The 24,283-nt window shown below is 52.0% G+C and carries 22 protein-coding genes; 12 read left to right on the forward strand and 10 right to left on the reverse strand.

Going from position 1 to position 24,283, the window contains the following annotated elements:
* Positions 1 to 149: 149 nt before the first annotated feature.
* Positions 150 to 1,706 (forward strand): histidine ammonia-lyase, encoded by a 1,557-nt coding sequence (gene hutH, locus VGS11_01950; GenBank protein HEV2118861.1) that lies wholly within the window; start codon positions 150 to 152, stop codon positions 1,704 to 1,706.
* Position 1,707: 1 nt separating this feature from the next.
* On the forward strand, positions 1,708 to 2,493 hold the full coding sequence (locus VGS11_01955; protein ID HEV2118862.1) for a coenzyme F420-0:L-glutamate ligase: 786 nt from the start codon (positions 1,708 to 1,710) through the stop codon (positions 2,491 to 2,493).
* 26 nt (positions 2,494 to 2,519) lie between these two features.
* Here VGS11_01955 and hutU read toward each other — a convergent pair whose 3' ends face one another.
* The 6 genes from hutU to VGS11_01985 all read right to left on the reverse strand — a co-directional run bounded on the left by hutU (position 2,520) and on the right by VGS11_01985 (position 9,052).
* The gene (hutU, locus tag VGS11_01960; GenBank protein HEV2118863.1) at positions 2,520 to 4,157 is read right to left on the reverse strand and encodes a urocanate hydratase; all 1,638 of its coding nucleotides are present in this window, start codon (positions 4,155 to 4,157) and stop codon (positions 2,520 to 2,522) included.
* A gap of 50 nt (positions 4,158 to 4,207) precedes the next feature.
* Positions 4,208 to 5,455 carry an imidazolonepropionase gene (hutI, locus tag VGS11_01965; protein HEV2118864.1) on the reverse strand — a complete coding sequence of 416 codons (1,248 nt, stop codon included), beginning with the start codon at positions 5,453 to 5,455 and terminating at the stop codon, positions 4,208 to 4,210.
* A 51-nt stretch (positions 5,456 to 5,506) separates the two neighbouring features.
* Positions 5,507 to 6,598 carry an aminopeptidase gene (locus VGS11_01970; GenBank protein ID HEV2118865.1) on the reverse strand — a complete coding sequence of 364 codons (1,092 nt, stop codon included), beginning with the start codon at positions 6,596 to 6,598 and terminating at the stop codon, positions 5,507 to 5,509.
* Positions 6,599 to 6,731: 133 nt separating this feature from the next.
* Positions 6,732 to 7,148 (reverse strand): DUF61 family protein, encoded by a 417-nt coding sequence (locus VGS11_01975; protein ID HEV2118866.1) that lies wholly within the window; start codon positions 7,146 to 7,148, stop codon positions 6,732 to 6,734.
* Between the two features lie 43 nt (positions 7,149 to 7,191).
* A complete protein-coding gene (locus VGS11_01980; protein HEV2118867.1) occupies positions 7,192 to 7,842 on the reverse strand; it encodes a fibrillarin-like rRNA/tRNA 2'-O-methyltransferase in 651 nt (216 codons plus the stop codon).
* Positions 7,742 to 9,052: a C/D box methylation guide ribonucleoprotein complex aNOP56 subunit gene (locus VGS11_01985; GenBank protein ID HEV2118868.1), complete on the reverse strand. Its 1,311-nt coding sequence runs from the start codon at positions 9,050 to 9,052 to the stop codon at positions 7,742 to 7,744. Before VGS11_01985 ends, VGS11_01980 begins: the two co-directional genes overlap by 101 nt.
* Before the next feature lie 92 nt (positions 9,053 to 9,144).
* Between VGS11_01985 and VGS11_01990 the strand changes: the two genes are divergently transcribed.
* On the forward strand, positions 9,145 to 10,071 hold the full coding sequence (locus VGS11_01990; GenBank protein HEV2118869.1) for a dihydroorotate dehydrogenase: 927 nt from the start codon (positions 9,145 to 9,147) through the stop codon (positions 10,069 to 10,071).
* A gap of 1 nt (position 10,072) precedes the next feature.
* Here the strand turns inward: VGS11_01990 and VGS11_01995 are convergent, their stop codons facing one another.
* Positions 10,073 to 10,267, reverse strand: coding sequence for a DUF2116 family Zn-ribbon domain-containing protein (locus tag VGS11_01995; GenBank protein ID HEV2118870.1), 195 nt, complete (start codon positions 10,265 to 10,267; stop codon positions 10,073 to 10,075).
* A gap of 124 nt (positions 10,268 to 10,391) precedes the next feature.
* On the opposite strand from VGS11_01995, the gene VGS11_02000 reads away from it, so the two are divergent.
* Positions 10,392 to 12,131 (forward strand): DUF255 domain-containing protein, encoded by a 1,740-nt coding sequence (locus VGS11_02000; GenBank protein ID HEV2118871.1) that lies wholly within the window; start codon positions 10,392 to 10,394, stop codon positions 12,129 to 12,131.
* Positions 12,132 to 12,137: 6 nt separating this feature from the next.
* Positions 12,138 to 13,694: an amidohydrolase gene (locus VGS11_02005; GenBank protein ID HEV2118872.1), complete on the forward strand. Its 1,557-nt coding sequence runs from the start codon at positions 12,138 to 12,140 to the stop codon at positions 13,692 to 13,694.
* 10 nt (positions 13,695 to 13,704) lie between these two features.
* Here VGS11_02005 and VGS11_02010 read toward each other — a convergent pair whose 3' ends face one another.
* From VGS11_02010 to VGS11_02020, 3 genes are all read right to left on the reverse strand, one after another.
* The gene (locus VGS11_02010) at positions 13,705 to 15,165 is read right to left on the reverse strand and encodes an IMP dehydrogenase (GenBank protein ID HEV2118873.1); all 1,461 of its coding nucleotides are present in this window, start codon (positions 15,163 to 15,165) and stop codon (positions 13,705 to 13,707) included.
* Positions 15,166 to 15,319: 154 nt separating this feature from the next.
* Positions 15,320 to 17,338 (reverse strand): hypothetical protein, encoded by a 2,019-nt coding sequence (locus VGS11_02015; GenBank protein ID HEV2118874.1) that lies wholly within the window; start codon positions 17,336 to 17,338, stop codon positions 15,320 to 15,322.
* A gap of 42 nt (positions 17,339 to 17,380) precedes the next feature.
* Positions 17,381 to 18,595 (reverse strand): lactate racemase domain-containing protein, encoded by a 1,215-nt coding sequence (locus VGS11_02020; protein HEV2118875.1) that lies wholly within the window; start codon positions 18,593 to 18,595, stop codon positions 17,381 to 17,383.
* Between the two features lie 175 nt (positions 18,596 to 18,770).
* Here VGS11_02020 and pyrE point away from each other — a divergent pair, with 175 nt between their 5' ends.
* From pyrE to rnhB, 7 genes are read left to right on the forward strand one after another with little or no spacing between them, the layout of a single operon-like run.
* Positions 18,771 to 19,340 carry an orotate phosphoribosyltransferase gene (gene pyrE / locus VGS11_02025; protein ID HEV2118876.1) on the forward strand — a complete coding sequence of 190 codons (570 nt, stop codon included), beginning with the start codon at positions 18,771 to 18,773 and terminating at the stop codon, positions 19,338 to 19,340.
* Between the two features lie 42 nt (positions 19,341 to 19,382).
* A complete protein-coding gene (locus VGS11_02030; GenBank protein HEV2118877.1) occupies positions 19,383 to 20,696 on the forward strand; it encodes a pitrilysin family protein in 1,314 nt (437 codons plus the stop codon).
* The gene (locus tag VGS11_02035) at positions 20,686 to 21,951 is read left to right on the forward strand and encodes a pitrilysin family protein (GenBank protein ID HEV2118878.1); all 1,266 of its coding nucleotides are present in this window, start codon (positions 20,686 to 20,688) and stop codon (positions 21,949 to 21,951) included. The genes VGS11_02030 and VGS11_02035 overlap by 11 nt, the downstream gene beginning before the upstream one ends.
* A gap of 44 nt (positions 21,952 to 21,995) precedes the next feature.
* Complete coding sequence (gene metG / locus VGS11_02040; GenBank protein ID HEV2118879.1) at positions 21,996 to 22,337, forward strand: methionine--tRNA ligase subunit beta; 342 nt, start codon at positions 21,996 to 21,998, stop codon at positions 22,335 to 22,337.
* Between the two features lie 18 nt (positions 22,338 to 22,355).
* The gene (locus VGS11_02045) at positions 22,356 to 22,991 is read left to right on the forward strand and encodes an RlmE family RNA methyltransferase (protein ID HEV2118880.1); all 636 of its coding nucleotides are present in this window, start codon (positions 22,356 to 22,358) and stop codon (positions 22,989 to 22,991) included.
* A complete protein-coding gene (locus VGS11_02050; GenBank protein HEV2118881.1) occupies positions 22,988 to 23,542 on the forward strand; it encodes an NTPase in 555 nt (184 codons plus the stop codon). Before VGS11_02045 ends, VGS11_02050 begins: the two co-directional genes overlap by 4 nt.
* On the forward strand, positions 23,517 to 24,206 hold the full coding sequence (gene rnhB / locus VGS11_02055) for a ribonuclease HII (protein ID HEV2118882.1): 690 nt from the start codon (positions 23,517 to 23,519) through the stop codon (positions 24,204 to 24,206). Before VGS11_02050 ends, rnhB begins: the two co-directional genes overlap by 26 nt.
* The last annotated feature ends 77 nt before the right edge of the window (positions 24,207 to 24,283 follow it).

Raw genomic sequence — 24,283 nt, forward strand, 5'->3', positions numbered from 1 at the left:
GAGAATATCAGCGTTACACGCTGGGCCACTCGTTTGCTCAAGATGGTATTCGGGACTTCAGCTTCAATCGGCGTTGAGCAAGGACAATCTGCCGAATGAACAGCCAACCTTATCTCCCAAATCCTCGCGTGCCGCATTCTCGTGGAAGATTGGCCGAAGTCACAATAGACGGATCAAACCTGACGCTGAAAACGCTAGTGTCCGTCGCTCGAACCAACAGCACAGTCAGAATAGACAAGAGGGCAATTGAAAGGACGACTAGAGGCAGGGCGGTTCTCGAAAAGTTGCTCAAGGAGGACAAGGTAATCTATGGCGTAAACACTGGGTTTGGCGCACTCTCTAATTTCAAGGTGGCTACTGAAGATCTTAGGCAACTTCAAGCCAACCTTCTTCGGAGCCATGCAGCTAGTGTAGGCAAACCTCACTCAACCGAGGTGGTAAGAGCGATGATGCTCCTTAGAGCGAACACGCTCATCAAGGGCAACTCAGGCATTAGGCCGGAAATTCCTGTGCTCATCGTAGCGCTCCTCAACAAGCGCGTGCATCCCTACATTCCCCAGAAAGGATCAGTTGGGGCTAGCGGTGATCTCTCTCCTCTGTCTCACATGGCGCTGGTGCTAATGGGTGAAGGCAAGGCCGAATATCGGGAGAGATGGCGCTCAGGCGGGGAGGCTCTTCAGAGAGCGGGTCAGGATCCGATCCAGCTGGAAGCCAAGGAAGGCCTCGCACTGAACAATGGCACGCAGCAGACGACTTCGATCGGTTGTCTCAATCTTTGGGATTCCTATGATCTCCTCGCATCTGCCGAGGCCGCGCTAGCACTTTCTTTGGAGGCAATCAGGGGATGGATTGATCCGTTCGATGAACGGATTCACAAGATCAGGCGGCATCCGGGACAAACCCGAGTCGCCGCGGACGTCCGTGCGCTCTTGGAAGGTAGCAAGTCGTGCAGAACGATAGCCAAGGACGATCCGGGTAACGGACGCCCCCAGGACCCCTACTCTTTCCGATGTGCCGCCCAAGTTATGGGACCAGTGCTCGACGCGATGATGTTTGTCAAGTCGACACTTGAGATTGAAATGAATTCGGCCACGGACAATCCTCTCATTTTCCCGGATGATAAAGCCTGCTTATCTGGTGGTAACTTTCATGGGCAACCGATTTCGATGGCTCTGGACATTATGGGGCTGGGGCTCTCGACACTCGCGAACATTTCTGAGCGACGGATATCTGCTCTGCTCGACGCGTCCTTGAACAATGGTCTGACCGCTTTCCTGGTCGGAAGGGAATCCAAGCCTGGTCTTGCCAGTGGTTTGATGGCTCTTCAATATACAGCGACCGCTCTGGTCGCTGAGAACAAGATACTGTCACATCCGGCCAGCAGTGACTCGATTCCCACATCAAACAATTTCGAAGACTTTGTGAGCATGGGTCCTGGCGCGGCCCACAAGTCAACCGACATCCTCGAGAATTGCCGATACGTGATAGCGATAGAGCTGTTGACCGCAGCTCAAGCGGTTCATCTCAGGCAGACGAACTCCAAGTTGGGAAGAGGCACGAACAGCGTGTATCGAGCCATTCGGAACCGGGTTCGTCCTCTGACCCATGACAGGTCTTCCCACGAAGATATCCAGCGAGTTTTCGAACTGATAAAGGACGGTGCAATCAGCGACATAGTACGGCGGAACACTATGGGCTCGGTTTAGAGTGGAACTCTACCCACTCAGGTCCAGCTTAGTTCTTCCAGGTGACACGATAGTTGAGAGATTCGTTGAAGCGCTTTCGCTTGCAAAACTGAGAGTCAGGAGTGGAGACATAATTGCGATCACAAGTAAGATCGTATCTATCTCAGAAAATAACACCATCTCGCTTGTAAGCATTAAGCCGACGCCCTTGGCTAGAAGACTTGGCCGCAAGTTTGACATGCTGCCCGAGTTTGCTCAGGTTGTCATCGACGAGTCTGACTCAGTCTACGGCGGAGTTCCCGGCGTACTTCTAACACTCAAGAACGGAGATGCGATCGCGAATTCGGGGGTTGACCAGAAGAATTCTCCAAGCGGCAGTGTCATACCTTGGCCGCGAGACCCCCAACGGTCTGCTGACGCGATTCGGAGGAGTGTCGATCGGAAACTTTCCAAGAGTGTCGGTGTCGTCATTGTTGACAGCAGGGTTACGCCGCTTCGCATCGGGACGATAGGGATGGCGGTTGCTTGCTCAGGATTCCAACCAGTTCGGGACACTCGTGGAATCACCGATCTCTACGGGCGAAAGGCTAGGATAACCTTCCAAGCCGTAGCCGATGGAATCGCCGGAGCTGCACAGCTATTGATGGGAGAAAGTTCGGAGAGCATACCCTTCGTTCTCGTTCGAGGAGCCCCCGTCAAGCTGACCAGTAGCAAACGCGTTGGCTCGATGAAACTGCCTGCCAAGGGCTGCCTCTACATGAGCCAGATTCCCCGACCGTCCAAGGAAAACAAACCCGGTTTTGCCTAGGGGTTCGGACCAACCGGTTCTGCGGGCTACTTGAGCATCGGCATCTGTATGCCCTTTTCGCGGGCTATTCTCTTCGCTGTAGTGTACCCTGCATCCGCGTGCCTCACAATTCCTATCCCCGGATCGGTAGTCAACACTCGTTCTATTTTGCCTAAAGCTTCAGGCGTTCCATCGGCCACTAGACACATTCCAGCGTGAATGCTGTAGCCCATGCCAACACCACCCCCTTGGTGCACGCTTACCCAAGTCGCTCCCGCGGCCGTATTCAACAAAGCATTGAGTATAGGCCAGTCAGCGATGGCATCGCTCCCGTCAAGCATTCCCTCTGTCTCTCTACGAGGAGAAGCAACGCTACCACAGTCAAGATGATCCCTTCCAATCCATATCGGACCAGCAAGTTCTCCCTTTGCCACCATTTCATTTATCAATCCGCCAAACTTGGCTCGTTCTCCGAATCCGAGCCAGCACACTCTTGCTGGCAAGCCCTGGAATTTCACTTCCTTCTGAGCTTTCCGAATCCACCGAGACAGGCCTTGGTCCTGGGAAAAGGTGGAGAGAACTAGCTCGTCGATCTTGCGAATGTCTTCTCGATCTCCCACCAGCGAGGTCCATCTGAATGGCCCCCTGCCTTCGCAGAACATCGGTCTGATGTAGCGCTGGACAAATCCCGGGAATTCAAATGCATTCTTCAACCCAGCGTCCAATGCCTGTTGTCGGAGATTGTTTCCATATTCGAACGCTACAGCTCCTCGGTGAGACATCGCGATAATCGTTTTCACGTGCATGAAGATGCTCTTACGAACCCTCTTCATGTATTCTGCCGGATTAGACCGGCGCAACGAATCGGCCTCTTCCTTCGAAAGACCAATCGGATAGTAGCCATTGAGGGGGTCATGCGCCGACGTTTGATCAGTTACTACATCAGGAATAATCCCACGTCTAAGGAGCTCGGGGTGAACCTCAGCGGCGTTCCCCAGGAGAGCCACGCTGCGCGGAACCCGATCCACCCTGGCTTGCTGAACAATATCTAAAGCCTCATCCAGATCATCAGTGAAAGTCTGAACATATCCATAGCGAATTCTCTTGTCTATTGCATTCTTGTCGATCTCTATTGCTAGAGCGACGCCATCATTCATCGTCACCGCCAAGGGCTGTGCACCTCCCATCTCTCCAAGACCGGCCGTTAAGACGAGTCTTCCCGCGAGCGTTCCCTGAAAGTGTTCTTTGGCGACCGCCGCGAGCGTTTCGTAAGTACCCTGAAGGATTCCCTGTGTTCCAATAAACGCCCAAGAACCTGCAGTCATCTGCCCATACATGATGAGACCCTTCTGTTCAAGTTCGTAGAAGTAGTCCCACGTCGCCCACTTCGGAACAATCATGCTGTTAACTATGAGCACTCGCGGAGCCAGCCGGTGAGTCTTGAAAACCGCGACCGGCTTGCCACTTTGAATAAGAAGAGTCTGATCCTCACCAAGGTTCTCTAGGGAGCTGAGCGTTGCCTCAAGCGCATCCCAAGATCTAGCAGCTCGTCCTGTACCACCATAAACGATCAAATGATCAGGATCTTTCGCAACCTCGCGATCTAGAACATTGTGAAGCATTCGGTAGGCACCTTCTATTTGCCAACTCTTACAATGCAGCTCCGTTCCGGTGATCGCTGAAATCCTCCTTCGACTTTTCAGAACTGATGCTGCTCGCGGCTTTCGCCTCTGAGTCAAAGAATTCTCCTACCGTCCCTCACTACCCATTCGCCTCCGATAAGGACATTGTCAACAATCCGCTCACCATACGTGTATCCGATCCATTTGTGGTTCGGTGCTCGTAAGGTTACAAGATCCGCTTGCTTGCCGGCATCCAGACTTCCCACCTCGTTCTCTAATCCCAGGGCTCTGGCTGCATTGATCGTTATTCCTCGAATTATTTCGGAAGCGTTCATTCTCAACTCTCGAGATGCAACGGCGGCTGTCGTTAGTTGTCCGAGCATCCAGTTAGAAGGGCTGAAGTCGGTTCCCAACGCAACAGGAAGGCCCATGGCGAGCATCCCTCGAGCGTCTGCGTACTGTGCGCCAAGTAGACTATGAGATGAGGAAGGCAGCAATACCGGGGTGACGTTCGTCTCAGTCATCCTTTCGAGCTGTGTCCTCGGTGAGCGGACTAAATGGTCCGCCGAGGTTGCATGGAATTTGTTTGCCAGGGCAGCTCCTCCGCAATCGGTGAATTGGTCTGCGTGCAACTTGACCTTGAGACCAAGGCTTACCGCTTTCCTGAGGATCTTTCCTGATGCGATCGAATCGAATGCTCCTTGTTCGCAGAAGACGTCGCAGAACTCTGCCAACCCCGCCTTTGCGACCTGTGGCATTGTTTCGTTCGTCATACTTGTCACATATTCCGATGAGACCTCTCCCGGCGGAACTGCATGGGCGCCCATGTACGTGGGGACGATGTTGCAAGGATGATCTTTCTTTAGACGGTTAACGACGCTGAGAATCTTGAGCTCGGAATCCCTTCTGAGCCCGTAGCCGCTCTTGATCTCGACGGTCGTCGAGCCTGATTCTAGACATGTGTCGAGTCTTCGTTTCCCAGATTGGAAAAGCCGCTCCGGGCTGGCCTGGCGAGTACGGTTCACAGTCTCGATTATTCCTCCTCCACTGCGAAGAACGTCCATGTACTTGGCGCCAGCTATTCGGTGCTGGAATTCTTGCTCGCGGGCCCCGTCGAAGACTAAGTGAGTGTGTGGGTCCACGAATCCGGGCAGTATTATCTCGTCCCGAACATCGATAGTCCTTCTGGCACGAAACCTTCGCTGCAGCAATTGCGTTGACGCGGCCAAGACTATGTTGCCTTGGCTTATCGCAACACCTCCGTTGTCGACAACCCCCAATTCATTCTCGCTATCAGGACGATCGAGGGTCACGGTTTCATTCGAGTTGAGAACTAGAAGGTCGACTCGTCTCTTGACCATGCGAGCACTTCGCCTCGCTATTTGATCGTGGATTAAAAATGGACGGTTGCTCTATAGGGCGATTCTTCCGTCAATCAGTATCGTTTGGCCGTCAATTTCCACAGTCGGCTTGGTGATGGTTCCCGAGAACGAAAAGCTACTGTCGTTCTTACCGCCAATACCCTTGTTGGCTCCAACACCAATTGTCACTGTACCCAAAGACAGTTCATCAGTTGTGTAGCCGATGAGATCGACCTTGGGATTCAGTCCCAGCGTGAACTGAGCAATCCTGTCTCTGTCACCCCGGGTCGACTCATAGACCTCTCGGAATACCTCCTCATACTTCTTAGCGCGATATTCCTTGAGGTGACCCTTCTCGAAGTCGAGTCGAAGCTCCTGAATCAGTCTTCCTTTCAAGGCTCGCGGAACGTCGAACACTACGACCCCTCGCCCTGACTCTTCCAGCGGTGCAACCTCAACCTTGCCTGAAGGCAATTGGGTCGATACTAGTCCATGTTCAATGTCAGCTTGATCAATGATTCCATCCTGGACATGAACCGGTCTTTTCGTAATGTCAAACCTTACGTCTGTACCTCCTTTCGAAGTAATGTGGACTTTTACTCCCCGTTCTAGTCGAAGGGCCATTTTTCTTCCCAGTTCCGCAAGTTTCGGATAGTCGACCTTGATCGCGTCTTCGGTCATCTTTAACCAGCGGTCGTAGTCAAAACCGTAAGCTTTGGCCCGTTGAGGCGTAACGTGACCTAGAAGCAGTTCCGCTGTTCGAACTTTTTTCTCGAAGGTCTTGTCGAGAACAGGCTTGTCCCCTTCGAAAAGTATCTCCAGCCTCGAGGCCGGTACGTCACGAAACTTTGTGGGATCCTCCGGACCGCCCAGAGCGATCCAGACTGTGACGTTGTCTACTGCGCTGAGTATGTGTCGAGGGATCTTGCGCATGTACTGTTCCGGAATCTCGGCGAGGGTTCCCCACCAGAGTCGGTCGGTGTTCAGTGTTATGAGGGGCTTCGCGCCTGTGCGATAGCATTCAAGGGCGATTTCGCTAGCCAAGTCGATTGTGTGCTGCCATGTTTCGATGAGGACCATGTCGTCTTCGTGTACCCTCAGACAAGTGTGAACGACACGTTTCGCGACGCTGTCCTCGAGCAAGAGGGGTATCGGCTAGTTCTTTGGGAACCATGCCGTACATAAGCGTTCAAGACTCGCGTGGAGTCTCGTAACTAGGCAAACCCGTGCATTGGTAACCCATGGAGTATTGGATGCGAGCCGTTAGGAGGTGTCTCTAATCGGACAGGCCGAATCCAATTATTATTAGTGAGTGAAACCGGCGCATCAATTCGCTGACATGGGGTTTGTAGAAGACCAGAGACGATGGCCTTGATCGTATGAAGTCTGCGAGAGTTCCTTTGTTCTCGCCTAGCAACTTCGATAGGGCGTATTCCTCGTACGTATCTCCTAGTAGCGTGAACGCGCCCGCTCCCAGGTCCCTCCTCCTCAATAAAACGATGGGAAGCTTGACCCTGTCAAGCAATTCGTCTGGCAACTCGGCTCTCAAGTCTTCAACTTCAGATTTTTTCAGAGCGAGCTTCTCCCCTCCCACAGTAGGAACGGTTGGCTGGTCTTCAGTCATCAATTCTCTAATGGTTTTTCTATTCTTTGGAAGATGTGTGTTGAGCCTCCGCAACTCATTCTGGAGCATAACATCGAAAAATCCGTCTCCATCCAAGAGAAAAGGGCCTGACCTATTTCTTTCCTCGAACCATGCAGTGGTCTTTCTCGAAGGGGTCCAATCTAACCATCTCCTCGATCGCGTAGCCCCGCTTTTTCAGAACATCGGCTTCCTGCCGAAAGATAACGTTTGGATCCCTAGTCACGTCAACACTGCGCGCCTTTATCGCCATAAGGAACTCATCTGGCTGTTTCAGAAATGTATCAAGGTTCTCCGCCAATATTCTTCCTTGGTCTGGTTGCGCGATATCACAGTAGACTGAATCAACTTCGGAGACAAGACTCCTATACCGGCTCGGGAACCGCGCATCCTCGAATATCGGTACGGTATTGCCTCTTCTCTTCGATACGTTATTGACTAGGTCTCTGAATGATCTTTGTGCAAATTCAACGCCGAATACTTTCCCTTCAGGCCCTACGATGTCGCTTACGTGGCTTACAGTTGTGCCGCTCGCAGCGCCCAAGTACAGGACGTTCGACTTTGCCCTGAACGGGATCTTGCCAAGTCCCTTCAGGATCGCAGCGGCGAGTTTACTCCTGTATGGATCCCATACTCGATACTCTTCATCGCCAACTTTGACGATTTCCTCTCCGTAAACGCTCTCGCCCGGTGCTAGGCTGAGGGTACCTAGTCTCTCTTGCCCTTCCCTCCCGATCAGATAGATCCCTTCGAATCTTCTGTGGGGCCGGACGCCATTGCGTAGCATGCTTCTTCTTGGGTGGTTGTCCTTGATAACGATCTTTCAGTTCCACCAATTTCTTCTCTAATGCCGTTCGCATCTTGTCCCCCTCGTTGGAGCCGCCGAAAGCATCCATTCGGGAAGCAATGGCGAGTTTGCCTGCAACCGCTCGGGCAATCCGACCTCTCAACCATCTCGGCGATTGGTGGATAGCAGCATATTGGAAGATGATCCCGTGTTTAGGTGGACGAGCGCCAGTCTTGAGGGTTCTGAAGAGTGCCTTTTCAGCGCCCAAGACTTGAATCGTGCTCGCGGGCATCTTAGCGACGTTCTCTAATCCTCCGGCCATTGAAAGGATCTTGGCGGAGAGAACCGCGCCTAGTACGCCAGTCATGTTAGGCGCAACTTCCAACATGATCTTGTCGGTATACTTTTCAGCAGTCTCCCTTAGCTTGTACATCTGGAGAGCAGTCGTGCAGACTTCTTGTAGCCATAGCAGATCTGGTTGAGGGAGATCTGCACCCGAGGATTTTTGGGCCGCCTCCGAGATAATTCTAGACCGCTCTTGAGGTATCCCCAGCTCGACGAGCGCCTCTTGGGAGAATGAATCGCGTGTACCTAGGCTCTGGACAAGTCGGATGTAGGTATCGTGTTTTTCCACAAGCCTGTCTATCTCGGGAAAATGGAGACCATACCATTCTCGTATTCGTCCCGCGAGCAGATTCAGAACCTTATCCAAGTCCTCAATGCACCTGACCGTCTGAATCGCATACAAGTCTCGCTTCGTACCTGTCTGGGCGATTGAAGCCTGCGCGAGTTCCATGGAGACATCATGGACCAGTTTCTCATAGTCGTCCTTCGACTCCACAATTCTGAATCGGACGAGCATGTTCGGAAGTCGGTTCCGCAACTTAGAGATTGTCTCATCTCTTTCGTCCAGAACGACATCTGAGGCCAAGATGCCACGAGCAATCCGTGCAAGATATTCGTTGTCGACGGTCAGCTTTTCTAGACCAAGCTGGGACAAGCTCTGCGCGAATTCAGAGAATTCAGCGGGCAGTTGCCCCTGCCGAACCTCGTTCAGTTTCACAGCCGCGTCTTTGGGGTTACGGGGAAAGAGCGCTTTCTCAGCGATCTTCCCGGTTTTCTCCAGGAGGAAAAGTCCTGCCGGTGAATCGACGAGGTAGGCCTTCAAAATCGCTCGCCGATTTCGGTCCTGTTGCTTAGTGCTGGATTAGTTGGTGCGAAGATAATTAACGTGGGACCGGCATATCGTCTAGACCGCATTTGGAACCTGACCTATCGGTGGAGTTTGCTGGTATAAACCTCCCCAACCCCGCCATTCTTGCTTCAGGAATTCTCGGCGTTTCCAGCGAAGTCATGGTTCGCGCTTCCAGAGCAGGCGCAGGAGCGGTCGTTACAAAGTCGTTCAATCGAAAGGGCCGGGAAGGATATCGGAACCCATCTTTCATCGAAGTTCCAGGCGGTTATCTAAACGCTCTCGGAATTCCGAACCCCGGAATGGATGAGATGCGCGAAGAGGTGGCCGGAGTAGCCAAGGCGGGAGTTCCGGTCATAGCTAGCGTTTTCGGTTTCGACGCTGAAGAGTTCGCCGAGGCTGCTTCTAAGGGGGAAGAAGGCGGTGCAATCGCAATAGAGTTGAACGTGTCCTGCCCTCATGTCAGGGAGGTCGGAGTAGAAATAGGACAGAGAGCCGAAATGGTTTCCGAGGTTACACGGGCTGTAAAGGCGAGCGTCAAACTGCCCGTCTTAGTCAAGCTTACGCCGAACGTCGCTGACATTCAAGAAATTGCGAGAGCCGCGGAAGGTGCTGGAGCTGATGCTATCACAGCCATCAACACAGCACTGGGAATGGCAATCGATATCGACGCTGCGGCTCCAATTCTAGGAGGAGTCTATGGTGGTCTCTCAGGCCCAGCTCTCCACTCCCTCGCTGTAAGAGCAGTCTATCAGGTAAAAGCAGCGGTCAGAGTACCTGTTATAGGTGTCGGCGGGATAACGGATTGGAGGGGAGCAGTCGAGATGATGATGGCAGGAGCGTCAGCTATCCAAGTGGGGACAGCGGTGATGTATCGAGGAGTTGAGGTGTTCCGGGAAATCACAACAGGCATGTCAAAGTTCCTTCGAGACAATGGATATCGTTCAGTCAGCGAGATTATTGGACGGGCAACCAAAACCCGACCCGAACCATGACTTAGCCTAGTGCACGACTGAATATTAGAAATGCAATGTAGAACGTGAATACAAGTGCGGTTATTACAATAATATTTCTCATCTTTGTCCTCTGAACCTTCTTTCCTGCTACCCTGCACTTGTCACTGCAGTACTCTTGCTTCAACTCTGTTGGAGTGCCGCATACTGGGCAGTGTCGATGTTTAGGAACTGACACTGGTTCTTCGCGTCGATACTTAGACAACTGTTTCCATCCGGACTCTCGCTTGGGACGAATTCAGAGGACGAAACGCGAATGGGACTCTTATATCATTCTCAGCCACTCACTGTTTAGACTAAAATTGGGAAAGATACTATGGCTCGACTGGAGTAAGGAGAGTTTTGAAAAGGCTCGGGCCGAAGGCAAACCCATTCTACTCGATATCAAGGGGTCTTGGTGCCACTGGTGCCACGTCATGGATGAGACATCTTACTCAGATCCAGCTGTAGTTGACGCGTTAAACAAGAAGTTCGTCCCGATAAGAGTGGACACCGATAAGCGACCTGATGTCAATCGCCGATACAACATGGGGGGATGGCCCACGACCGCTTTCCTCGACAGCGAGGGAAAGATCATCACGGGCGGGACTTACATCCCACCTGAACAGCTACGCGAAGTCATCCGATCAGTACTCGACATGTACGCAAAGAGCAAGGGGAAGATTCGAAGCAAGCTTGAGCCGCCTCGGATTCCAAAGGCGACGACAGATCCTCTGACGGAGAGTATCGCTAAGGATATTGGAACCGCTATAGCGGTCAATTTTGACATTGACTACGGTGGATTTGGCTTTGAGCCTAAGTTTCCGCAGACTGACTCTCTCGAATACGCTCTCGTGAGATATCGTTACCATGGGGAGAAGGAGATGCTCACGGTTGTCAACAAGACTCTTGAGCGGATGGGAAGAGGGGGACTCTACGATCATGTTGAGGACGGGTTCTTCCGATACTCCACGACTAGGGATTGGACGATACCACACTTCGAGAAGATGGCTGAGGATAATGCCCGGCTTCTTGCAACATATCTCAAGGCTTACCAAGTTACTGGAAATACGTTCTTCAAAGAGAAGGCTGAAGGTATTCTACGATACGTTCAATCAAAATTCGCAGACTCGAAAGAGGGAGGATTTTACGGCAGCCAAGACGCTGACGAGGAATACTACAAGCTAGGCTTGGACGAGCGAAAAAAGCGCTCGGCGCCAAGCATTGACAAAACTTTCTACACAAACTACAATGTTCTATTCGCCTCGTCGTACCTGCTCGCCGGCGCAGTCTTGAACAATCCCGAGTATGCGAGATTCGGTTTGAAAACTCTAGAGCGCGTCATAACCACCATTGACAATAGAGGAGCCTTACCGCACTATGTCGGCGCAGATGTTTCAGCACTAAAGGGACTCTTGGTCGATCACGCTCTAGCTTTGCATGCTCTCGCCGATGCTTACGAGCACACAGGAAACTGGGCTCACATTGAGACAGCGAAGAAACTGATGGATTACTCAGTTAGAACCCTCGGTGATAAAGAAGGTGGGGGATTCTACGACATTGCAGAACAGTCAGCGGACATCGGAGAACTTCAGGCTCGGGACAAACCCATGGACGAGAACAGCGTGATGGCTACGGCCGCGCTTCGCCTGTCATGGATTACTGGGGACGATCGATACGAGAAGCTTGCGGAGAAGACGCTGAGGCTCTACGCCAGCGAGTATGAGCGGTACGGGATAATGGCTGCATCATACGCGCTTGCACTTGAATCCCTGCTAAACGGGCCGATCGGAGTCACCATCCTCGGATCCAAGTCGAAGGAAGCTGAAAAATTCAGAGTGCAAGCCAGAAAACTTTACCCTGTCAGAAGGTATCTCCTCCAACTGGACCCAGCAAGGGACTCTGAGAGGATCAAGCAACTCGGCTACGAACATGCAACAGCTCCCGTTGCATATGTCTGCGTGGGCAAGGTCTGCGGACCTCCACTGAAGGATGCATCAAAGATTGAATCTACAATCACCTCTCTCATTAGTCCGGTACCAATGACGGCTGCATCGCAGTAAGAGAACTTGGCCAACCCTGATCTGATACTCTACAACGGAAGAATCTACCTTCAGCCGGACAGACAGAGCAGGGTTGAAGCGATCTCAATCACGGACGGCGGCGTCACTGCAACAGGTTCCAGCCGAGACCTTCTAAGATTCAAGGCCGCGTCAACCAATTCTGTTGACCTTCATGGACTGGTCGGAGTTCCCGGCCTCGCTGACTCCCACGTTCACCTTCTGGGATACGGAATGTTGCTGCGTACCCTCGATTTGTCTAGTGCAAGATCCATTGCCGAAATTCAAACGATGCTTGCGAAGGTCGCGTCGGGAAAGCCGAAAGACCAGTGGATACTTGGAAGAGGATGGGATCAAGAGAAGCTTCGAGATCACCGATACCCTGATCGATCCGACGTAGATATCACAACCAACCCGGCCTTCTTTAGAAGAATTTGCGGCCACGTCGCCGTTGCAAACTCGACCGCGCTAGCCAAAGCAGGCGTCGATGAAAACACTCCGGACCCGTTTGGCGGAGAAATTGAGAGAGACTCAACTGGCAAACCCAACGGCATATTGAAAGAACGAGCCCTGGAGATTGTTAGTAGATCAGTCCCTAGACACGAGAAAGAGACAAGAGAAGCCCTACTTGTCGCGTCTCAGAAACTGTTAGAGCAAGGAGTCACCTCCTTGCACTGCATAATCGAAGACGATCAAGAATTCAAAGCCCTCAAAGACCTGAAGCATCAGGGAAAGATCGCACAGACAATCTACGCGATTCTACCAATGAACATGCTCGAACAAGTCGCGTCAATGGAAGACGAACTTGCCGTTTGGGGGAACGGCTTCAGAATTGGAGGGATCAAACTATTCCTGGATGGATCTCTCGGCGCGAGAACAGCGGCTCTCGGAAGCCCATACGACGATGCCCCGGGCTCTTCAGGAATGCTGACAATGTCTAAGGAGCAGCTCTTGAGCGCGATCGACAAGACCCGAGATACCGGGCTTCAACTATGCTTGCATGCCATTGGCGATAGGGCCGTCGCAATGGGGGTAGAGACGCTGACCGAGACTCTAGGGTCCAGGGAGTGTCAGAAATCGAGACATCGAATAGAACACGCATCTCTGGTGCCCCCAGAGCTGATGCGGGACATGGCAGAGTTGGGGTTGGTTGCCTCTGTTCAACCTCGCTTCATCTACTCGGACAGTTGGGCCGAGAAACGTCTCGGAAAGCGCGTCTCATACTTGTATCCGTTCAAATCTATGATTCAAGCGGGAATCCATTTGGCAGCCGGATCCGACAGCCCCAGCGATGATCCAAGCACGGCTGAGGGGCTGTGGTCAGCGGTCTCTCGTCCCGGTCTCTCATCTCTCGAGCGCCTAACACCGAGCGAGGCCCTCTCCTGTTATACAAAGGGCCCGGCCTATGCCTCTTTCTCAGAAAACGTCCAGGGAACTTTGCAAGTGGGCAAATGGGCGAACATGACGGTTCTAGACCACGACCCCCTTGAATCCACGCCGGATGCTCTTAGGAAGCTTCGAGTGGTTCAGACGATCGTACGTGGGACGATATTCAGTTGGAACTAAAGATGGTTCCTTAGACTCTTTCTGGAGAGTCAGAGGGGAGAAGCACATCATGTGGGCGGGCTTCCTCGGACCCTGAGTGAGTTATCGCAGCTAAGTGTGCTTTCTCCCAGAGTTCTGGAATCGTCCTGGCTCCTGCGTATCCCATGGATGCTTGCAACCCTGCAGACATTTCTTGCATGACAACACCGACTTCTCCCTTGTAGGGGACCCAGCCTTCAACTCCTTCCGGGAGGCCCTTCGAGGGTTGGGCATATCGATCCATAGAGAACCTCTTCGCCATGGCTGAAGGACTTCCCATTCCCCTGTACTGCTTGTAATAACGGCCACCAATCGTAATCAACGTACCAGGCGCTTCTTTGCAACGCGCGAATAGGTTGCCCATCATTACGGTTGACGCTCCAAGCGACATTGCGATTGCGGCGTCCCCGGGTCCTCTTATGCCACCGTCCGCGATTATAGGGACCTTCGACCCGTATGTTCGAACTGCGTCGGCAACTTGCGCGGTAGCGTAGACGGTTGGCGAGCCTGCTTTTGTTGCCTCCATCGTAGTGCAGATGGACCCTGAGCCTATTCCGACTCGGAATCCTGCGATGCCTTCCAGTCTTGTTATCGCATCCTCGGCAGCTTTGTATGTCCCGATGCTGCCGACGACAACGTCTGCGTCGACTTCTTCCAGGATCTTCTTCGTCGCTGCGAACACGTTGGCGTTGTGGAAGTGGGACACGTCTATGACGAGAATGTCGGCGACTTCGCTGAGCCTCTTCGCTCTCTTGAGGTCGAAGGGCGATACTGCCGCTCCGCAGAGCAATTGGCCGTTCTCGTCTCGGGCGGCGTTGGGGAATCTTCCTCGAAGGAGGATGTCTTTGATCGTCATTAATCCCTTGAGTCGGCCTTCCCTATCGATCAGTGGAAGTTTCTCAACGCGATGCTTGTGAAGAATCTCCTTGGCGCCTTCGATATTCGTATCATCGGGCGCCGTTATGACTTTCTTTGTCATGACGTCCTTGGTCAGCAGGCTAGAGTCCGCGAAGCGAACATCTCTCCCTGTGACGATACCCACGAGCTTCTCTTGCTCGACGACCGGAAGACCGGAGATGTTGTGTTTCTGCATCAGCTCAGTAGCGTACTCGACTGTCTCGGTCGGCCTGATAGTGATCACGTCTTTTATCACGAGAGATTCTGCACGTTTCACCTTCTTTGCCATCTCCACCTCCTCTTCGAGAGTACAGTTTCGGTGGAGCACTCCTAGGGCTCCGAGTCTGGCGACGGCTATGGCCATTTCGCTCTCCGTCACTGTGTCCATAGGACTCGCGACAAAGGGCATGTTGAGCGAGTGGTTTACGGTGACCTGGGTCGATATTTCGACCTGGTTGGGTTCTACCTCGGTCCATCCGGGAAGAAGGATAAGATCCCGGAAAGTAACTGCCACGTCAGTATCCTTGAACTTAGATCTGAACCCTGGCTCCGACACCTAGTCTCTGAAACTCCCTGAGTTTCTAGTGAAAGCCGCCGATTTCCCTTATTATACATACCGACATTAGGTGAAAATTGTTTTCTGAGAAAGGTTCAAAGATAGCTACGAGTATCTCTTTGAGGTTTGAACTAGCAGCCAGGGCTTCTTTTTTCTAGACTGGCTTCTGGCATCTATCACAATACCATTTCATCTGCACAACGTCCCAGCGAACCGGTTGTCGACACGTAGGACAGACATTGTATCCAACTGCGTTGGTGACCTTTCGCTTTCTGAAGAAGAAGAAGAAGAAGAAGAATCCTACCAGGAGTCCAATGGCTGCGCCCGCAACCAGCCCGATCAAACCGAAGACGAGCCCAGAGGAGAAGAGCGATCCGCTTTGCTCCGCCTGGAGGGCGTTCAAAGCCGCCGCCAAAGAGTGCAGAACAGCACCCGCATAGTCCATTGTAGAGTAGTGCTGGTTAGCGAGAGCCATTTCCTGTCGCGCAGTAGCGATTGTTCCACTGTTGACCAAGCTATTTCCTGTGACAGCCAGAGCGTCCTGCGCGACGATCAGCAGTTCGTCGTTAATTCCTCTTAGGACAGTATCCTTGTCGAACTGGCTGAACGTACTGGAGTCTGGATAGTAGGCCATTACGCTGTTCGTGAAGTCCTCGGTTTGATCATAGAGGAATGGATGGTTCAGGCCCATCATATGCCCTAGCTCATGAGTTGCTGCACGTGTGAACCCGACGCCTCTTCCTGGTTGTTTCGGAAAGGCATTGTATCCGGCGGTTAGAGTAGAGTTGGATTGGTTAACTAGAATCATATCGCCCAACGCAACCCCGCCGATCGATCCCGGAGGTTCGGACAACGCAATGTTCTCCTTGAAGGTGAAAGCGAAGGTGTAGTTCCCTTGGAATGCGAACAAGAAACCTGGGATATCGTATTGAGACGTGGTATGGGTTACATTGATGAATTGAGTTAGGTGCCCTTTGCCGTAAACTGACAGCCAGTTCCAGACAAGCCTAGCGTCCACGATCGGAAGCGATAGTACCGGATCTTTGACTTTGGATGTGGCGTTCGCCACCACGGCGGCGAGTTGTGGGTAGTCAGTAATGTTTGAAAACTTTGCGCTGACCGTTATTTTGGCAAATGGGAGGAGGATTGCGAGTTCGCTCTGAATCTTGGTGGTGTTGAGGGTTGTTGATATTTTCGGTCCCTTCGCTCTTTCTGGAGCTGTCCGGTTGTCGAGTACGAATAATTGGAAATTGTATTTTTGCGCGTACGTGACTGGGTAGAGTTGGTCTGCAGCGAATAGATTGGATACTGCACCGGCGATGTAGTCGTTGACGAACTCGGCGGCCCAAATCCTGCCATACGGTGTCAAGAGATTGACGCCGCGTGCGCCGGCGGCCACCTGGATTGGCAGCTCGTCGGTCCAGTAGCTAGTTCCTGCGGATAGATCGGTGTAATAGATTCTTCCGGTTCCGCCCCATCCTGTCATATAGTGTCGGGTTAGGTTCAGATAGAGGTCAGGGTCGGTTGCTGTTCGGTTATAGTAATGGGCTTGGGCGGGGACGTAACTGCCGCATGGACAACTAGTAGTATAGGCTTGGTATTGCTGATAGGATAACGACGGGATCATTGTCTTGTTTAGGTTTGCAATGAAAAAGGTGTATCCGGGGCTGGGAACTGTTCCAAAAAGGGTCTGGTTTGAAGTAAGCCAGTTCTCTACTTTGCTAGCATCGTAGAAATAGTTGTGAACAATGTTCACCATTGTGCCAGTCTTGTTGAAGGCCGGATTGCCAAAATTGGGGGGTAGGCTACCAGGGACAGTATCTTCCTTCTTTCCAATGGAGTTCAGATACTGAACGAAGCTCTGAACAACAGTTGAATCCGGTTTTTCGTATACGTATTGATAGGTGAAATTGAATACGACTCCAGTGTTGATGGGTCCTTGCAAGACTTGTTGATACTTGACTGGAATCGAGTTGATGCCACTCGTCAGGTATGACGAGTTCAGGTCAGTGCTGGAGAAACCGAGCATGACGATCTTGATGGTTAGAGGAACCACTCTGGACGCGGCTACAGCTCCCGGCGAGTTGGACTGAGAGTATTGGCCGCTTGCCTGGGAGGCAGAGAGTACGATCAATAGGGTGATTGCAAGTACCTGAGATTTTCCTATTCTCATCGGTCTTTAGGCTTCACAAATCGGTTCCTTATCAGGAGTTTCCTAGGGGGGAATCGCCGTGGGTATCGTCAAGTCCCCTCTTGTAATGATCAGGATCTTTGCTTCCTTTCCTTCTGCTCGAATCGACTGTTGGATAGCGCTCGAGGCTGTCCGCGAAGGCTTCAGTTTGAAGGAGTCTTTGGCGTAGAGATCGGGTAGTACAGATACAAGCTGTATTCTATGCCTCTCCAAAGCGTCTTGTAGGAAGAGCGAGACGTGGCTTCCAAGCTTGAACTTGTGCCGGAGCTCCGATGCTAGCTCTTTCTTGTCAGAGAACCGTCTGGAAAATCCAAGGAAGCTTTGGTCACCGATGCCTCTTGAGCATTCGGCGACAAGGATGATGGTTCCTTCTTTCCTTACGGCTCCGAACGCGTTGGAAAGGACTCGTACCCCGTGGTAGAGATCCATTCCCAACAGTTTACCAGCGGCAACGACGACGACATCAGATCTCCGGTCTATTCGAGGGCTGTGAACCTGCTGATATCTGGGGACGGCTTCCCGAAACACCGATTCTAGCTCTCCCGAGAACACGGCATCGATTTCACCCCAGCCATCCGGCACGAAGGTTAGGCTGTAGAATGGGCCTGCCATCTTGTAGGCCTCGAACGCGTCTGATAGCACCAAGTTCTCTCCGATATCAACGGAGCCTGATAGACCCTTGATCATCAGTGATCTATTCTTCACAATAGTATCCAGTGAGGATGCTCCTGGAAGCAGAATATCCGGTCCGCCCGTGAAACCGCTAGCAAAGTGAGGCGTTACAATACTGAGGCTAATTCTCACATCGCAAGCGAGCAGATCCTTTTCAAGAAAGACGCTGGTTCCTTGACTGGTCTTGCCAAGTTCGGCAAAATCTCCCTTCTTAGGGTCAAGGCTTCTTACGCCAAGGTCAGCTGAAGAGGATTGAACCTCCACGTTGGATGTTCTACTGCGTGAGAAGAGCTTGATCTCGGTAACTCCAAGAGCGCCAAGCTTTGTCCTGATTATCTCAACCCCCCGATGCTGAACATGTAAGGGAACGATCGGGTCGATCAGAACACCAGCGATTGCCCCCGGTTTTGCCATGTTTGAAAGTGAAAAGTCATTGATGGGATGAGAAAGAGACTCCTCGATCTGATTGGAGAGCTGCTTGGTCGCGTCCGGTTTCTTGGGTTCCAGAATCTTGTAGAAATTGTCGTCGGGAACTCTGATCGGAATCTCTGTCTCACCGTAAGGAATCCAAAGCTCCGAATTTGTTCCCTCCCGTCGCCTTCTCTTGAGCTTGGCTTTAAATCGCTATACCCGAATCCGACTGCTCATGAGCAGGAGTTTGGCGCTTCTATTCTCATCCGTGTACATGATGGTGGGTTCCTAGACGCCGCGTTCTCTTGAAGATGACTTCTCCAAGTTGCTAGTGAGAACTGGAGCTTTGCAATTTGGAATGTTCACATTATCAGGAGGCAGGATAAGCCCATACTATCTAGACCTCCGAGTGATCCCCAGCTTTCCTGACGCGTTCCATACATGCTCAGAGCTCTTGCTGAAAAGCGCTAGATCTATTGAGGGAATCAACAAGATTGGAGGTATACCAACAGGCGGGCTGCCGTGGGCCTCCGTACTTGCATACACTCTATCCAAGCCTCTCGTCTATACGAGGAAGGACGTCAAGCTACACGGGAGAGAAAAAACGGTCGAAGGGATATTGACACCGGGTGAAAAGGTCCTTCTTATCGACGACGTGATCACGACCGGCAAGAACATTCTCACGGCTCTGCAAAGCATCCGTGGAGAGGGAGGAGTTGTCGAGGACGCTCTAGTTCTTCTCGACAGGCAAGAAGGGGGCGAACAGCATCTGATGAAAGAGGGGGTCAAACTGCACTCAGTCACAAAAATCTCTACCGTTGCACAGAGGCTTTTCGACATGGACGCAATCACGAAAGAGCAGTTCGACGAGCTTTCAGGCCGAAGCGAAAAAACGGAATAGCCCTTTACAACAACGAATCCCGGCAAACAGGAAATCCAAGAAATGGAAACCACGCTATCAATCCCGCGCGAGCTTCAGGTAACAAGGTCGACGCTAGAGAACGGACTGAAGGTCCTCATTCGGGAGATCCCCAACGCTCCCGTCGCTGGCTGCTGGACCATTTACCGAGTGGGCTCAAGAAACGAGAAGCCTGGCCTCACCGGAATATCTCATTGGGTCGAGCACATGCTATTCAAAGGCGGAGGCAAGCTTGCCAAAGGGGACATCGGACGTCTCGTTAGTAGAGTCGGAGGAGAGTACAACGGATTTACCTCGAAAGATTTCACCGCCTACTACGAAATCCTCCCGGCAGATCACATCGAGACAGGATTATTGATCGAATCAGAGAGAATGATGAACGCCGCCTTCGATCCACGCGAAGTTGAATCAGAGCGATCAGTCGTTGTGTCTGAACGAGAAGGAAACGAGAACGATCCCGAGTTCCAGGCAACTGAAGAATTATTCCTTACCGCGTTCCGATACCATCCTTACAGGTGGTCGGAGGGTGGGACAAAGCCTGATCTTCAACGAATCACCCGAGACGATCTCTTCGAACACTATCGACGATACTATGCGCCGGGAAACGCTATGCTGGTTGTAGCGGGACCTTTCTCTCCAAAGAAGATTCTACCCAAAATCGAGGAAAGCTTCGCCCCCCTCTCCAAGACTGAGAACCCCCCTGAACCCAATATCGTCGAGCCCGCCCAGGCCGGAGAAAGACGGGTAGAGTTGCGGATTCCTTCCGAGGCTGACTACATCAAAGTCGCCTATCATACCCCAGGCTTTGGCAACGAAGACGTCTACGGACTAATGATGCTGGATGCTGTTCTCAGTGGAGTAAGACTCTTCGCGTTTGGCCCCGGTCAAACATCAGGAAGGAGCGCTAGACTTTACAGGGCACTCGTTGAGAAGAAGATTGCGACTCAAGCGTCTTCAGAGTTCTTTCCAACCATCGATCCCTCGGTCTTCGCTCTTGACCTTACAGTCTGGGACGGCGTCATTATTGGCAAGGCTGAGAAGCTCTTGTTCGATGAGATCGAGAGGATAAAGCGGACGCCGCCAAGTCGGCACGAGCTCGATAGATCGCTGGCACAGATTCGGTCACAGTACGCATACACGTTTGATGGCGTTGCTCGTCAGGGATTTGTGATCGGAATCTTCGAACTGGTCATCTCATTTGAGACGATACCGAAGCTGGTTGACAAATTGTCAAAGGTAACTGCCGACAAGATCTCGGAGATCGCGAGGAAGTATCTGACCGTTGAGAACCGAACAGTTTGCAGAACGGTAGGCACGAGGAACTCGCATGGGCATTGATTCCGATCTTCCTAAACTGGTCGAAGAACACTCTGTCGCCAAAGGAGTAAGATGTCTTCTATACCGGACAACCGATAACCCGACTGTTGCAGTCAACGGAAGCATTCGAGCTGGAACGGCGCTAGAGCCGAAGAATCACCATGGAATCGCAGAGCTTGCAACCAGGCTCTTGATCAGAGGCTCGCGGAAGATAGGGCCGGAGAAAATCGCCGACTCTTTGGAATCCGTTGGGGCAGCGATTAGTTTCCGGAATGCGCCTGACGCGATCTTGTTCCAGGCGCGGATGACGACCCCTTGGATGAAGAGAGTACTCGATATTCTATCGGAGTGCTTGACCAGCCCCTCGTTTGACCGGAAGGATGTAGAGAAGGAGAAAGAGGAACTGCTTACCGACATCCGGCTGAGAGACGACGATCCGACGAGGAGAGGAATGCGCGAGTTACTTGCACTGGTCTATCCCAAGAACCATCCTTACTGTAAGGACAGGTTCGGTACGGCCGAGAGTGTCAAGAAGATCGAGCGAGCAACCCTCGTCGATTTCTTTCACGATCATTTTGCCAAGGCTCCTGTCATCGTAGCATTCGCGGGACAGTTCAAATCCGACCAAGCGTTAAAGTGGAGCGGCCGTACTTTCGGTGAGAGAGAAGACTCTTCAGCAGTGAAGAGCATTTCCGGAACCGAGCCAAATCCGGCGAAGAAAGAGATTGTTATGGCTCACAAGGCTCAAACCGAGATCCTGATGGGAACGCTAGCCGTCGCGCGGCTGCACCCGGATTATGAACCGTTTAACTTGCTTAACGCCATACTGGGGGAGCTGGGTTTCATGGGGAGGCTTGGACAGAGGGTGCGGGACAAAGAAGGGCTGGCATATTCGTGCACGTCGTTTCTCAATGCTGGACTCCAGGGCGGGAACTGGACCGCCCTTGCGGGGGTAAACCCGAAGAACGTGGACCGTGCAAAGGAGCTGATGGAACAGGAGATTAGCCGGGTTATCGATGAGCCGGTCTTGGATCAGGAGCTTGAGGACGCCAAGGAGAACCAGACCGGTTCTGCTTTGATGGAACTGGAGTCAACCGAGGGAGTTGCCAGGACAAGCCATAATCTCGTCCACTACGGACTTGGATTGGACTATTTCGCGAAGCGGCGTCAGCTATTCCGAAAGATCAACAAAAGTCAACTTCAAGAAATGGCTGGGAAGTATCTACAGCCGTTACGGACCTCTAGTGTGATTGTTGGACCTAAGGCCAAGGAGTAGCCATTCTCCAAACCCTAAAAGCCGCCGGCCTTATTGGCGGAACCATGGATGATCCGGCCAAAGAAGTATCAATAGACGAATTCAAGAAGCTCGAGATCCGAGTTGGGCGAGTTGTGGAGGTCTCGCGCGTTCCGCGAACTGAGAAACTCTACAAGGTTGTTGTGGACTTTGGTCCTCAAGGTAAGCGGCAGACTGTAACCGGCCTCGTTGGTTATTACGCGGCGGAGGAGCTGATGAACAAGAGAGTTGCATTCCTGGTGAATCTCAAGCCAGCGAAATTTGCTGGGGAGAAATCTGAGGGCATGCTCCTGGCCGCCTCTGATGGCGAGAAGCTATCTATTCTTACGATCGATAGGGATGTGCCAAACGGGTCCAGAGTCAGCTAGGATACAATTACTGTCATTATGCCAAACCAGTGGATTGAGCGTAGGAAGAAGGATCAGTACTACAAGCTGGCCAAGCTCAAAGGCTACCGTAGCAGAGCGGCCTACAAGCTTCTCCAAACATCGAGAACCTACAAGCTCTTGCTTCCAGGTCAGAAAGTTGTCGACCTCGGCTCCCAGCCGGGAGGCTGGCTTCAGATTGCGCGAGAAGCGGTTGGACCGGAAGGCTCAGTTCTTGGAATCGACATCAAGAAGATCGAACCCCTACCCTATCCAAATGTGAAGCTGATAGAGGCAGACATCTATTCTGAAGACCTACCGCAGAGGATAGTTTCGGAGCTGAAGGGACCTGCAGATGTGGTTCTGTCAGACTTGGCACCAACAATCATTGGAGCATGGGACGTGGATCATGCTAGACAAGTGGATCTCGCAAGAGCCGCGCTTAGAATAGTGCAGGAGGTTCTCAAGCAAGGGGGAGACGCGTTCATCAAACTCTTCCACGGACCCGAGCTCAGACGGTTTCAGGACGAAGCTGACGAGTTCTTCGAGAAAAGCAGATTGTTGAAACCGAAAGCGAGCCGCCCAGAAGCCTCGGAAGTATACTACCTTGGCCTAAATTTCAAAATGATGTGGATTCCTCCTGAGCCAAAACCGTGAACATCCTTACAATAGTGTTCGTGACAGGCGCTCCAGGAGTTGGAAAGACGACCCTCATGCAGCGAATCCACGATCACTACAAGAACAAAGGGCTTAGAGTTGATGGCATGGTTACACGCGAGGTGAGAAAAGGCGACGAACGCATCGGGTTTAAGACAACCGACCTCTCCTCAGGCGCTGAAGGTTGGCTCGCCCGAACGGGAGATAGCGTCGGCCCGAGAGTAGGCAAGTACAGTGTCGATCCAGAAGATCTTGAAGAGATCGGTGTAGGTGCGTTGAAAAGAGCTGCAGAACGGTCCGCTGATCTCGTTCTCCTTGATGAGATCGGACCCATGGAAATGACAAGCAGAGCTTTCAGACGCACTTTAGCCAAACTATTGTCAGCCGGGCGAAACGTGATTGCGACTGTCAAATATGGGTCACATTACCCTGAGATTGAGAGGTCGCCAGGGTTTGCTGAGGCCGTGAGTTTCGAGATTTCGCGTGACAACCGTGAGGAAGTGATACAGAGGATACTCTCGATCGTTGACGCGTGGATGGAACGGAGCTAGCGTATTCTTGCGGGTTTGTGGCGTGGATGATGCCGGTCGGGGTCCCGTGATCGGTCCTCTAGTCATTGCCGGGATCAGAATCGAGGAGGAGAAACTCGACCAGCTTAGATCGCTTGGCGTTAAAGATTCAAAGAAACTGTCGCCGGAAGCTAGAATGGATCTTTCTATCGAGATTCCGAAGGTCGTCGATGAGTATCACATTGTAGAGTTGGAAGCGGATTATCTGGACTTGGTAGTAAACCGTTCTCCAAAATTCCAGGGACTAAACTTGCTAGAAGCGAAAGCGATGGCAGATGTGATCGAGAAATTGAAGCCTCACCTTGCATATGTCGATGCCTCGGATACTCGACCCGAGCGATTCAAGAACAACATTCTGGAACGCCTGAGCTTCAAACCCCGACTGGTCTCCGAACATCACGCGGACGAAAAATATCCCACTGTCTCGGCCGCGAGCATCCTCGCGAAGGTTCGAAGAGATTCTAGAATCGAGGAGCTAAAGAAAGAATACGGCGAAATTGGATCAGGGTACGCGCACGATCCCATAACCGTCCGGTTTCTTAGTGAGTACTATTTGGCAAATCGAGACTTTCCACCAATCGTAAGGAAATCGTGGAAAACCCTCAGAAACCTCGTCCGAGAAATCTCTCAGTCAAAACTGAGCTAACCAACGGATTGTTCTTCGACGGCTCAGGCAAATGCCTTCTCGCTCATCTATGGTCCGAGTAACTTTGAGCAATCATC

This window comes from Candidatus Bathyarchaeia archaeon (assembly GCA_035935655.1).
In the GTDB taxonomy this organism is placed as follows: Archaea; Thermoproteota; Bathyarchaeia; order 40CM-2-53-6; family 40CM-2-53-6; genus 40CM-2-53-6.

Excerpts from the sequence above, each read along its gene's own strand:
- VGS11_02045 (HEV2118880.1), top strand. The coding sequence starts at position 22,356 with ATGCCAAACCAGTGGATTGAGCGTAGGAAGAAGGATCAGTACTACAAG.
- metG (HEV2118879.1), top strand. The coding sequence starts at position 21,996 with ATGGATGATCCGGCCAAAGAAGTATCAATAGACGAATTCAAGAAGCTC.
- VGS11_02035 (HEV2118878.1), top strand. The coding sequence starts at position 20,686 with ATGGGCATTGATTCCGATCTTCCTAAACTGGTCGAAGAACACTCTGTC.
- VGS11_02030 (HEV2118877.1), top strand. The coding sequence starts at position 19,383 with ATGGAAACCACGCTATCAATCCCGCGCGAGCTTCAGGTAACAAGGTCG.
- hutI (HEV2118864.1), bottom strand. The coding sequence starts at position 5,455 with ATGGTCAAGAGACGAGTCGACCTTCTAGTTCTCAACTCGAATGAAACC.
- VGS11_02015 (HEV2118874.1), bottom strand. The coding sequence starts at position 17,338 with ATGAGAATAGGAAAATCTCAGGTACTTGCAATCACCCTATTGATCGTA.
- VGS11_01975 (HEV2118866.1), bottom strand. The coding sequence starts at position 7,148 with ATGCTCCAGAATGAGTTGCGGAGGCTCAACACACATCTTCCAAAGAAT.